Here is an 11,864-nt window from a genome sequence, read left to right as displayed (position 1 = left end):
ATGGCTCCTGCATCTGCGTGGCTGCTTCGACAGCAACCACATCCTGGCACTCAGATGCCGTCAGTCGGAGCGGGAGCCATCCACCCCATCTGCTTTGAAAGCAAAAGCGGCGGCCATCACATCAGGGTATGCCGGCCCGCCGACGCTACTGCGGAAGTGGCTAGCCGAAGCGGAATGAGGCGGCATGCATCGCGCCATCCCAGCATAGGAACGTCGCTTCCCTATACGGCTTTGCCGACGAGGTGGCCGATGCCGGCCGTGACGGCCATCGCGGCGGCGCCCCAGAAGGCCACCCGCGCGGTCGCCCGCGGGATGGCGGCGCCCCCAGCCTTGGCCCCAAGCGCGCCGAGTACCGCCAGGAACACCAGCGAAGCGGCGGATACCGAGTAGACGACGATGTTAGCCGGTGAGAGCGCGGCCACGAGCAGCGGCAGAGCCGCCCCGGCCGAGAACGTCGCCGCCGACGTCAGGGCCGCTTGGATCGGGCGCGCCGTGGTAAATTCGGAGATGCCGAGCTCGTCCCGGGCATGGGCGCCGAGCGCGTCCTTCGCCATGAGTTGGTCCGCGACCCTGAGGGCAAGGTCGTGGTCGAGACCGCGGGCGACGTAGATTCCCGCAAGTTCCTCACGCTCGGCCGCAGGGTCCTCAGCGAGCTCGCGTCGTTCCCTTGCGAGATCGGCTTGTTCGGTATCGGATTGCGAACTCACCGAGACGTACTCGCCGGCCGCCATCGACATCGCCCCGGCGACTAGACCGGCCGTCCCGGCGACGAGGATCTCCCCGGAGGCTGCGGCGGACGCGGCGACGCCGACAATGAGGCTCGCCGTCGAGACGAGGCCGTCGTTGGCGCCGAGGACGGCGGCACGCAGCCAGCCCACACGGTCGATGAGGTGGTTTTCCTTATGGGACGCACGCATCGTACTCAGGATCTCTCGTATGGGGCGGAAGAAGCGCGTCCCGGGAGGATGCGACGCAGTACGGCGTCGTGCCAGAGGTAGTGATGGCCCAGGGCGGCCGCGGCGTGGAAGGCGGCGACCGCCATCAGGACGTTGGCAGCGAGCCCGTGCCAGTGGGTCAGCGGCCGGCGCCATTCCGGGTCGCCGAGGGCCGGCAGAGCGAGCGGGCCGATCAACGTGACACCGCGCACGAAGGCATTCGCGATCCCAAGGCCCGCGATGACCAGGAGCAATAGGTAGAGCGCAAGATGGGTCGCCTTGGCGAGAACATGCAGGGGGCCTGGATCATCGACCGGAAGCTGACGCCCTTTCGTTTGCCGCCAGATCAGCAACATGACGATGACACCGGTGAACGCAAAGCCCAGGACGAAGTGGGCGGACCAGATCCCGGAACGGAGAGTGCCCTTGGGCACAAGGTCTTCCAGCAAGGTGCCGATGAGCCATAGGACCAGCACTAGGCCGCCCGTGAGCAAGTGCAGGGCGATAGTGGTTCCGTCGTAGGACGTCTCTCGTGAGCTCGTGTCGTATCCGGTCTCATACGGCGCACGCCCCAAACTTGGATGGCAGGGGCGTGTGCCCGGTGCATCAGGGCTTCGAAGGTGCCTGCGGCGCAAGGTCGATGGGCTTGTTGTCGTTGAGGTCCCAGCCCGTGTTCGGATCGGTCTTGGTGCGCTGGACCTGGGCGCGCATCTGCCACTGGTACTTGGCGATGCCGTGCTCGACCTCCTGAAGGAGGTTGGACGTCGTCGGGTCGACCTTCTCCGTGGCCTTGATGGCCGCGCTCACCTCCTCGCCGACCCTTTTGTACGCGTTCATGAACCATGACAGGATCTGGGCGTCGTCGAGGAAGCCGCCGGGAATCTCCGAAACGCCAGAGGTCTTCACGATGGTATTGGCGCGGCCGTCGGCCGACGATCCGACGGCGAGCAGGCGCTCGGCGATGGTGTCGGCGTACTTGGACAGGCCCTCGTAGTGCTCCTGCAGAAGCAGGTGCAGCGGGTAGTACAGGGTGCCGGAGGCGTTCCAATGCGCTTGCTTGGTCTGGAGCTGGAGCTGCTGCAGCTCGGTCAGGGTCTGCTGGAGGGCTGCGACATCCTTCTTGATTGCCTCGGCGTCGCCGTCGAGGCCGATAACCGGAAGCGTCGTCATCTCGTTGGTCGGGAAGGCGCCGACCGGCTGCGAGCTGGTCGTCTTGGTCTGCGAGGCGCCACGGACATCGTCGGTGCTTTTGGCGGTCTGCTGATCGGCCTGGGCAAGGTCGATCCGCGAGAGAACCTTCATCGCGCTCGGGGGCGGCGGCGCGAGGGTTGGCGTTCCGTTGGCGAGAACGGGAAGCGGCAGGGCCGTCCCGACAAGGAGCATAGCCGAGAGGAAACGGGCATTCTTCATGGGCAGTTGATCTGATCCTGGTGTGTGCACCGCCCGGGCGAGCGATGAGGACCTGGAAAACGAACGCAGTTTGGAAGCGTTCGAAAATGACATCGAATTTAGGATTTCGCCGCATGCCCCGCGGACATGAGAATGGCGGGGCATCCTACCCTGAATGCCCCGCCATTCGCTCCCCAAGTGGAGTGCGCCCCTATCGGTAGACAGGCTCAGGCGAGGGGTTTGACCCGCTGCCGGGCGTGTTGCTCCTCGAACTGCACGGGGCTCAGATAGCCGAGCGCGGAATGCAGCCGCTTGGCGTTGTAGACTTCGTCGATGAAGCGCGGAAGGTCAGCCGCGACATCGGCGAAGGTTTCGTACTCCGTCACGTACACCGCTTCGACCTTGAGCGTCTTCATGAAGCTCTCGGCCTTGGCGTTGTCATAGGGATTGCCGCGGCGTCCCATCGAGCCGACCAGTCCATGCTCGGCCAGGACCTTCCGGTAGGCAGCAGAGGCATACTGCGACCCGCGGTCGGAATGATGCACGCAGCCCTTGGGCGGCGAGCGCGCCGCCAGGGCGGCCTCCAGCGCGGCCACGGCCGTGCGCGCTTCGAGCGAGCGGCTCACGGCATAGCCGACGGCCTTGCGCGACCAAGCATCGAGGATCACGGCCAGATAGACGAAGCCGTTCGGGACGGCGATGTAGGTCAGGTCGGCGATCCAGAGCTGGTTGGGGCCGTCCGGCACCCGCTCGGCCGCCACGTTCGGGAAGACGGGCAGGTCGTGGTCGCTGTCGGTCGTTGCCTTGAACCGTCGGCGCAGGCGCGGCTGCAGGCCGTGCTCGCGCATCAGGCGGCGCAGCTTCTTGCCGTTGACGACGATCCCCTGCTGGCGCAACGCCGCTCCGACGCGTCGATAACCGTAGCCTTCGAACGCGTCGCACAGGTCCGTCAGGCGGGCCAGCAGCTCGGTTGCATCCGTGCTGATCGCCGGCTGGTCGTAGAAGGTCGAGCGCGGCAGGCCCATCAGCGTGCATCCTCGGCTGACCGAGAGACCGGCGGGCCGGCAACGACGGACATAGTCACGCTTTTCTGCGCTCGTGCGGGCTGAAGCCCCCCTTTGAGGAACTCGATCTCCAGCGTCTGCCGTCCGACCAAGCGCTCCAGCATCGCGATGCGGGCCTCGTACTCCTGCAGGAGGTCGGCAGCCTGCACGTCCTCGTCGAGGGCGCCCGCCTCGTGCTTGGCGATCCAGACCCGGATCAGATTGCGCGAAAGATCGTGACGCAGGGCGAGGCCGCGGAGCGTCTCGCCCGCGAGATACGCCTGCACGACCTGCCGCTTGAACGCGACACTGTGGGTTCGATACCGAGCCATGACTTCCATCCTCCGGAAGCCCAGCGCGGCGGGTCAATCCTCAGGTCCAGCGCCGTCCACTCCCAGGGGCGCACTCCAAAGGGATGCCTTTTTTAGCCTGAATCAATCAGGATCGGACGTCGTAGCGGTCGAGCATCATGACCTTGTCCCAGAGCTTGACGAAATCCTCTGCGAACCGGGCTTCATCGTCGCTGCCGGCATAGACCTCGGCCACAGAGCGGAGCTGGGCATTCGACCCGAACACCAGATCGCAGCGCGTCGCGGTGAACTTCGCCGCGCCGCTGGCCCGGTCGACGAGTTCGAAGGCCATGCCCGTCTCGTCGGTCTTGCGTCATTCGAGGTCAACGCTGGTCGGGTTTACGAAGAAGTCGTTCGACAGCACGCCGACCCGGTCGGTGAAGAGGCCGTGCTTCGAGCCGTCGTGGTTGGCCCCGCGGGCCCGCAGGCCGCCGACCAAGGCGACCCACTCGGGGGCGAGGGACAGGAGATACGCCTTGTCCAGGAAGAGCTCTTCCGGCGAGACGCGTCCCGACGTGATGGGCGCGTAATCGTCGGCCACGTAGTTCCGGAAGCCGTCCACGACGGACTTGAGCCACGTGAACATCTCGATGTTGGTCAGCTCCTGCCGGGTGTCGACGCGACCCGGGGTGAAGGGCACCGTCGCGGGATGGCCACCGTCGGCGAGCGCCTTCTCGACGGCGGCGCAGCCGTCGAGCACGATGAGATCGGCGAGGGACACCCTCCTGGCGCCCCCCGTCCGTTGAACGTGTCGGCGATTTGCCGGAGCGCGGCCACCACCGGCACGGTGCGCCGGTTGATCGCCCAGTCCTTCTGGGGCGCGAGCGCCAGCCGACCGCTATTGGTCATCGAGGGCCCGACGCGAAGCGGGTCATGCCGTTGGCCCCGGGAGCACCCATGGCGCCCAAGCCTTGGCCATTCCCGTCCGGAGGCCTTCAGTCCTCGCCGCCATGGCATTCCATTGCCGGCGGGGCTGTCGAGCAGTTCAACTCGCAAGTCTGGTCCGCCCTGCAATACCATTGCAGTGAACCCCGACTGATGCAGGAACCCGCACAGTGCTTGTGGGGAACACCGACCGGCTCTGAGAAGGACAATGGAGGGTCGTTTCGGACTAGGCTGGAACCCGCTGTCCCTGACGTTTGCATCGCCGTGAAGGCAAGGATCGCGCAGGCCCACTTCCGGGCCGCATAAGAATGCTTCGACATCATCCGAGCGATCTCGCACCCAAATCCAGATTGGCACAATTCTTAAAATTATATTCATTTTTCTTCGCGCGTCTTGACGGAGGGCGCCCGGTGATACGCCTCTCCCAACGCCGTGCTTGCCATTCGACGACAGACCCGACGTTCAGCCTGTCACCGACGCATGACGTTCCGCCTCCGGACATGCCATCTCGAAGCGGCATCCCCCATGGGGACTATCACCGACGCTGAGTGGAAATCGGTGCAGCTTGGCGATGGCCGCAACGAGGCCGAGGCCGAGCCCGTTGCCTTGCGTCTGCCTGGCACGTTCCGCACGATAGAACCGCTTGAAAACATGGTTACGTTCGTCGGCGGGAATGCCCGGACCCGTGTCTTCCACGGACACCACGGGAACGCCGTCGCGCCGAGCGAGGCCGATCTCGACGCGGCCTCCGGTCGGGGTGAACTTGATTGCGTTGTCGAGGAGGTTCGAGATTGCCTCGAAAATAAGGCTGCGGTCGCCCCGAACGGCGGACTCTTCCCCCTCAATGCGGATGCCGAGGGCGATTCCCTTCTCGTCGGCCAAGGGTTCGAACAACTCAGCGGCCTCACTCACCACGAGCCGTAGGTCGACCGGGCCGAAGGCGGCGCAGCGCCGTCCGTGCTCGATCTCGCCGATGCGCAGGACCGCCGTCACCATGTCGAGGGTCTGGTCGATCCAGACGAGGCCCTGGTCCACCGCCTGGCGCAGTTCCTTGATGTCGCGGGCTTGGTCCCGGCCCCGCTCAAGACGCAGCCGCAAGCGGGTGAGCGGCGTCCGAAGATCGTGCGCGACGGCGTCGCCCACCCCGCGCACCTCCTCCATGAGGCGTTCGATCTCGGCGAGCATGCCATTGACGTCACGCGCCAAGCGGTCGAATTCGTCTCCCGCCTCGCCGACCGGCAGGCGCTGGCGCAAGTCGCCCCGCATCACGCGTGCGACCGCCGCCTCCGTGGACGCCAAGCGGCGCTTGGCGCGTCCAGCGAGCAGGACGCCGCCGAGTATCGAGAAGGCCAGGGTCGGCACGAGGGCGAGGCCGAGCGCTCGGATCACGGTAGCCTTCGCGCGGTCGATCTCGTCGGTGTCGTGCGCCACGACCACGATGCTGCCGTCGTTCAAGGCCACGGCCGCCGACCAGAGTTCCTCGTTCAGGCGCCGTCCCGCGATGGCGACCTGCGCCCCGATCCGGTGGACCTCGCCATCCACCGGCAGGCTTGGCGGCCGCGCATCGAGGTTTCCTGCGTGCTTGCTACCGTCGGCCCCGAACAGGCCGGCGAAGTGGACGCTGTGCAGGTCCTCGCTGATCCATGTCTCGATGCGGTTGACCGCTTTCGCAGGCTCACGGGCGGCATAGTGCGCCTTGTGGCGCAGGACCTGGGCGAGTTCGTCCTGCATAAACGCCGCGGTCTGCCAGTACACGAAGGCGAACAGGAGTAGCGACAGCAGGGTAGACCATAGGGCGATGGCGAGCGCCCAGCGGAATGCGAAGGAATGGACGAGCCTAGACATCGGGAGACAGGGTGAAGCCCTCTCCCCGGACGTTATGGATGAGCATCGGCTCGCCTTCGGCCTCAAGCTTCTTGCGCAGGCGTCCGAGATGCACGTCGATGAGGTTTGATTTGGGAGTGAACCGGTAGTTCCACACTTCCTCGAACATCATCGCCCGGGTCACGACCTGCCCGGGCCGTCGCATGAGGTATTCGAGCAGCTTGAGCTCGCGCGGCAGGAGGTCGAGATCGCGCTGACCCCTGCGACCGGTGCCGGCTATGAGGTCGAGCTCCAGCGTCCCCACCCTGATTACCGTCTCACGGACGTCGGTCGGACGCCGTAGCAAGGCCTCGATCCTGGCCGCGAGTTCGGCGAGGACGAAGGGCTTGCCGAGATAGTCGTCGCCCCCGGCGCGCAGGCCCCGGATACGCTCGTCGACATCGCCGAGCGCGCTCAGGACAAGGGCGGGTGTGCGATCCCCGGCGCCCCGGAGGTCTCGCAGCAGGGTAAGTCCGTCCAGGCCAGGAAGCATCCGGTCGAGAATGATGGCGTTCCATCCTCCCGAACGGGCTGCGGCCGCACCGTCCGGGCCGGTGGCGGCCCAGGCAACCTCATGCCCACGCCCATGCAGGTCGCCAAGGATTTCCTCGGCCGTCGCGGCATCGTCCTCGATCAGAAGCAGCTTAGCCAACCCGGTCCACTCCCGGGCTCAACGCCCCTATCCCACTGCCTGATGTGGTCCGGAACCAGTCGCATGACCACGAGTGTGAACGCGAATTTAATGGTGCGGGTGTCGGCTCGTCCTATCTCCTAGAATGAATCTAATCTAATCGACGGACGATAGCGTGCTGCTGGAGGCGGAGACGGACGTGCTCGGGAACGGCGAGGGAGGGATCGCCGGTCATCGCCAGGCGCGTGAGCGCTCGGTCTCCGAGACATCGAGGGTGGCAGGTTCTTCCGCTGCGTCCGCCCTATCCGGTCAGCCCCCCAGGGGGATGAGGCGTTGGTCCTTGTTGGCCGTGTTCGCTTGCCTGATCGCGGTCGCACTGGCCGGCTGGTGGTATCGCGAGGCCGCCAAGCCCTACTTCGAACCCGTGCTGGGCCTCATCGGGCTTGCGGCTGCCCCCGACACTGCGCCGCACCCGAATGGGGCCGCTTCCGAACAGCCGACCGAGGACAACGTCGTCCGCCTCGATGCCGATGGGCAACGCCGCCTCGGACTGGCCTTCGAGCAATCCGAGACCCGCCGGATCATCCTGCCCGTTCGGACCCCCGGCATGGTCGCCTTCGACGAGCGCCGGGTCACCCGCCTCAAGCCTCGCACCGCGGGCCGGGTCCTGAGCCTGGCCGTGCAACCCGGCGACCGGGTGAAGGCCGGCCAGACGCTGGCCACCCTCGATGCCTCCGGCGTCCTCGACGCTCGCAACGGCCTCGCCGCGGCGCAGGCCAGCCTCGGAGAGGCCCAGGCGACGGAAAAGGTCGCCGAGACCAACCTGAAACGCGGCAGCGACCTCGTGAAGATGGGCGGGGTCGCCCAGGCCGAGGTCGACCGGCGCCAAGTCGATCTCGCGAAAGCGCATGCAGCCACCCTCTCGGCGCAAGCCCAGGTCGACCTCTACCGCGCTCAGTACGAGCGTCTCGCGCCCGCGCCTGGACAGGCCCCCGGTACCAGCGCCATCGTCTCGCCCATCGACGGGGTCGTGACGGCCGCTGGGATTACCCTGGGTGAGGTGGTCGATACGAACCGCGATGCCTTCACGGTGGCCGACCCGTCGCAGATCCAGGTGCTGGCGAACCTCTACGGAACCGACATCTCGACCGTTAAGGCGGGCGACCGAGCGACCATCGAGGCCCCTGTCACGGCGCATCCGCGCTTCGAGGGCCGTGTGCGGTCGGTCAATGCCGCCATCGACCCGATGACCAACACCGCCCCGGCCCGGATCGAGGTCGCCAATCCCGACGGGAGCCTGCGCGCCAACATGTTCGTCTCCGTGGAGATCGCCGCCGATCTCGGGCGCGAGGGCCTCACGGTGCCGTCCGCCGCGATCCAGCAGACGGAAGCTGGCCCCATCGCCTTCGTGCGCACCGGCAACGACCGTTTTGAGAAGCGGGACCTCACCCTTGGGGTGCAGCGCGCCGACTGGGTCGAGGTCAAATCCGGTGTCCAAGCGGATGAGACAGTGGCGACGCAGGGCAGCTTCGGCCTCAAGGCGATCATGCTGCGCGCCTTGCTCGGCTCGACGGATTGAGGTCGCGATGAACGCCTGGTTCGCCCTCCTCATCCGCCGCCGCTGGCTGGTCCTGGTCCTGGCCCTGGCCGGGGCCGTCGGTGGCATCGTCAACCTTGAAGGCCTGTCCATTGACGCGGTCCCGGACATCTCCCCGAAGCAGATAATGGTCCTGACCCTTTCGCCTGGCCTCGGCCCCCTGGAAGTCGAGCGGCTGGTCAGCTTTCCGGTCGAGAACGCCATGGCCGGCGCACCGGGGCTGACCGGTCTCCGCTCGACCTCGCGCTACGGCGTCTCGGCCGTCTACGTCACCTTCGACGATTCCATGTCGATCACCGAGGCTCGGTCCCAGGTGTTCCAGCGCTTGCCGCTGGCGAAGACCATGATGCCGGCCGGCGTCGGCGATCCCGAGATGGGGCCGATGGCGACGGGGCTGGGCGAGATCTACCAGTTCGAGGTCCGGGGACCGGGCTACGAGCCGATGGCGCTGAAGCGCATCCTGCAATGGACCATCGCGCCCAAGCTCAAGCTCACCCCCGGCATCGCCGACGTGAACGTCTATGGCGGCCAGATGCCGACCTACGAAGTCCGCATCGCCGCCGAGAGCCTGCACCGCTACGGCGTAACGATGGGCCAGGTCTACACGGCGCTGTCCGAGAACAATGCCGCGCGGGGCGGCGCCTACATCGAGCACAACGACCAACAGGAGGTCATCCGCGGCCTCGGCCTCGCCAAGGACACCAAGGACCTCGCCAATGTCGTCGTGACGACGGGTCCGGGCGGCGTGCCGGTGACGGTCGCAACCTTGGGCGAGGTGGTCGAGGCGCCCAAGGTCCGCCTCGGCGCCGTCACCCACGATGCGGCGGGCGAGACCGTCGTCGGCATCGCCATGATGCAGCAGGGCGAGAACGCCAGCGCGGTGGTCGAGCGCGTCAAGCAGACCATCGAGGCCCTTCGCCCGCAGCTACCGCCGGGCGTCGAGATCGTGCCCTACTACGACCGTAGCACCCTGGTGGCGCGGACCATCCGCACCGTCGAGCACAACCTCATGGAGGGGGCGGTGCTCGTCATCGTCGTCCTGCTCCTGCTGCTCGGCAACCTCCGGGCCGGCCTCGTGGTGGCGGCCGCCATTCCCCTGTCGATGCTCATGGCCTTCGCGGGCATGCGGCTGTTCGGGCTCTCCGGCAACCTGATGAGTCTGGGCGCCATCGATTTCGGCCTCATCGTCGACGGCGCCGTGGTGATGATCGAGAACGTTCTACGTGCCCGCGGCGAGCATCCCGAACGCCCGGCCGAGGAGGTCATCCGCAAGGCGACCGTAGAGGTGGCGCGTCCGATCCTGTTCGCCGTCGCCATCATCATCATGGTCTACCTGCCGATCCTCGCGCTCGAAGGGGTCGCGGGCAAGATGTTCCGGCCGATGGCGCTGACCGTCATCCTGGCGCTCACCGGCTCGCTCGTCCTGACGATGACGCTGATGCCGGCCCTGGCCGCCATCGTGCTGGCCGGCCCCGGCATCGGCGAGCGCGAGACCCGTCTCGTCCATTGGGCGCGCAGTGCCTACACGCCGGTCCTGCGCCTTGCCGAGCGCCGCACCGGTCTCACTGCCCTGGTGACGCTCGCCCTGTTCGGCGGGAGCTGCTTCCTGGCGACGCGCCTGGGCGGCGAGTTCCTGCCCAAGCTCTCGGAAGGCTCCATCGTCATCACCTCGGAGAAGCTGCCGGGCATCAACCTCGATGCTTCCCTCAAGGTCATGCATCGCATAGAGCAGACCTTAAAAAGCTTCCCAGAAGTGAAGCGGGTCGTCTCGCTCACGGGCAGCGCCGAGATCCCCACGGACCCCATGGGGGTGGAATCCACCGATAGCTTCATCACGCTGACCGACCCCTCGACTTGGACGACGGCGACCACCCAGGAGGGGCTCGTCGCCGCCCTCGACAAACGTCTGCGCGCGGAGGTGCCGGGGGTCTCCTACGCCTTCTCGCAGCCGATCCAGATGCGGATGGACGACCTGCTAGAGGGCGTGCGCGGCGACGTCGCGATCAGCCTCTACGGCGACGACCTCAAGGCGCTGAAGGACAAGGCGGACGCCATCGTCCGCGCGGTCTCCGGCGTCTCGGGGGCGGCCGACGTGAAGGCCGAGGCGCAGGCCGGCATGCCCGCGCTCTCCATCCAGGTCGACCGGGCGGCGGCCGCCCGCTACGGCGTCAACGTCAGCGACGTCCTCGACGTGGTGGAGAGCATCGGCGGCCGCACCGCCGGCATGATCTACGGTGACGACAACTCCATCACCGATATCGTGGTCCGGCTGAAGTCCGGGGACCGCAGCGACATCGAACGCATCCGCGACCTGCCGGTCGGTCGCAACGGCAAGGCACTGGTGCCGCTCTCGCTTGTGGCCTCCGTGGACGTGGCGACCGGTCCCGCCCAGATCAGCCGCGAGAAGCTCCAGCGGCGGATCTCTGTCCAGGCCAACGTGCGCGGGCGGGACGTGCAGAGCTTCGTAACTGACGCGCAAGCCGCGGTTAAAGCCCAGGTCACCCTGCCGCCGCGCTACTCGCTGCAATGGAGCGGGCAGTTCCAGAACCTGCAGGAGGCGACCGTTCGGCTTTCCGTCGTGGTCCCAGCGGCGATGGCGGCGATCCTGGTGCTTCTCGTGGTGATGTTCGGCGACGTCCGCCTCGCAGGGCTGATCTTCCTGAACGTACCCGTCGCCGCGACCGGCGGCATCGTCGCCCTGTACCTGCGCGACCTGCCGTTCTCGATCTCGGCGGCCATCGGCTTCATCGCCACCTTCGGCATCGCCATCCTGAACGGCGTGGTGCTGACGAGCTACATCCGCGACCTCGAACGGGTCGGCCTCGATGCCCGAGAGGCAGCGACCCGAGCCGCCGAGATGCGCCTGCGGCCGGTCCTGATGACGGCGCTGGTGGCGGCGCTGGGGTTCCTACCGATGGCGCTCTCGACGAGTGCCGGCGCCGAGGTGCAGCGTCCCCTGGCCACGGTGGTAATCGGCGGCCTCGTCACCGCAACCCTGCTAACCCTCGTCGTGCTTCCTGCCGTCTATTCGTACCTGGCGCATCTCCGGCTCCCCTGGCGCCGTCGCGACGACGACGAGCCATCCGGCCTGGGAGCGAAAGGCGGCCAGCGCGCGGGCGTTGATGGCTAGAGGCCTTCGGACCGGCAACGGGCCTACCGTCCTGGTGGGGG

General features: G+C 67.0%; 8 protein-coding genes and 2 pseudogenes. 2 read left to right on the top strand and 8 right to left on the bottom strand.

Annotation, left to right across the window (positions count from 1 at the left end; all coding sequences use genetic code 11):
• Positions 1–221: 221 nt before the first annotated feature.
• From HNR01_RS02455 to HNR01_RS02425, 8 genes and pseudogenes are all read right to left on the bottom strand, one after another.
• Entirely contained in the window at positions 222–917 is a 696-nt protein-coding gene (locus HNR01_RS02455; RefSeq protein ID WP_017483138.1) for a VIT1/CCC1 transporter family protein, read from the bottom strand.
• Positions 918–922: 5 nt separating this feature from the next.
• Complete coding sequence (locus HNR01_RS02450; RefSeq protein WP_026105331.1) at positions 923–1,510, bottom strand: cytochrome b; 588 nt, start codon at positions 1,508–1,510, stop codon at positions 923–925.
• Positions 1,511–1,541: 31 nt separating this feature from the next.
• The gene (locus tag HNR01_RS02445; protein ID WP_017483136.1) at positions 1,542–2,345 is read right to left on the bottom strand and encodes a Dps family protein; all 804 of its coding nucleotides are present in this window, start codon (positions 2,343–2,345) and stop codon (positions 1,542–1,544) included.
• A 206-nt stretch (positions 2,346–2,551) separates the two neighbouring features.
• Positions 2,552–3,361, bottom strand: a pseudogene (locus HNR01_RS02440) (IS3 family transposase); the annotation flags it as partial.
• Complete coding sequence (locus HNR01_RS27450; protein ID WP_017482586.1) at positions 3,349–3,699, bottom strand: transposase; 351 nt, start codon at positions 3,697–3,699, stop codon at positions 3,349–3,351. The pseudogene HNR01_RS02440 and the gene HNR01_RS27450, both read right to left, overlap by 13 nt.
• Positions 3,700–3,805: 106 nt before the next feature.
• A pseudogene (locus HNR01_RS02435) lies at positions 3,806–4,560 on the bottom strand (peroxidase family protein); the annotation flags it as partial.
• A 504-nt stretch (positions 4,561–5,064) separates the two neighbouring features.
• A complete protein-coding gene (locus HNR01_RS02430) occupies positions 5,065–6,447 on the bottom strand; it encodes a sensor histidine kinase (RefSeq protein WP_017483132.1) in 1,383 nt (460 codons plus the stop codon).
• Entirely contained in the window at positions 6,440–7,117 is a 678-nt protein-coding gene (locus HNR01_RS02425; RefSeq protein WP_017483131.1) for a response regulator transcription factor, read from the bottom strand. Before HNR01_RS02425 ends, HNR01_RS02430 begins: the two co-directional genes overlap by 8 nt.
• A 322-nt stretch (positions 7,118–7,439) precedes the next feature.
• On the opposite strand from HNR01_RS02425, the gene HNR01_RS02420 reads away from it, so the two are divergent.
• Both HNR01_RS02420 and HNR01_RS02415 read left to right on the top strand, forming a co-directional pair.
• On the top strand, positions 7,440–8,675 hold the full coding sequence (locus HNR01_RS02420) for an efflux RND transporter periplasmic adaptor subunit (RefSeq protein WP_017483130.1): 1,236 nt from the start codon (positions 7,440–7,442) through the stop codon (positions 8,673–8,675).
• Positions 8,676–8,682: 7 nt separating this feature from the next.
• Positions 8,683–11,823 (top strand): efflux RND transporter permease subunit, encoded by a 3,141-nt coding sequence (locus HNR01_RS02415; protein WP_017483129.1) that lies wholly within the window; start codon positions 8,683–8,685, stop codon positions 11,821–11,823.
• The last annotated feature ends 41 nt before the right edge of the window (positions 11,824–11,864 follow it).

The organism is Methylorubrum rhodesianum, assembly GCF_014199985.1.
GTDB lineage: Bacteria > Pseudomonadota > Alphaproteobacteria > Rhizobiales > Beijerinckiaceae > Methylobacterium > Methylobacterium rhodesianum.
Note: the sequence above shows the minus strand (reverse complement) of the source record. Positions and strands in the feature narration are given on the sequence as shown.

What these genes read in the sequence shown, in the direction of transcription:
- HNR01_RS27450 (WP_017482586.1), bottom strand. Translation starts at nt 3,699, where the DNA reads ATGGCTCGGTATCGAACCCACAGTGTCGCGTTCAAGCGGCAGGTCGTG.
- HNR01_RS02445 (WP_017483136.1), bottom strand. Translation starts at nt 2,345, where the DNA reads ATGAAGAATGCCCGTTTCCTCTCGGCTATGCTCCTTGTCGGGACGGCC.
- HNR01_RS02455 (WP_017483138.1), bottom strand. Translation starts at nt 917, where the DNA reads ATGCGTGCGTCCCATAAGGAAAACCACCTCATCGACCGTGTGGGCTGG.
- HNR01_RS02430 (WP_017483132.1), bottom strand. Translation starts at nt 6,447, where the DNA reads ATGTCTAGGCTCGTCCATTCCTTCGCATTCCGCTGGGCGCTCGCCATC.
- HNR01_RS02415 (WP_017483129.1), top strand. Translation starts at nt 8,683, where the DNA reads ATGAACGCCTGGTTCGCCCTCCTCATCCGCCGCCGCTGGCTGGTCCTG.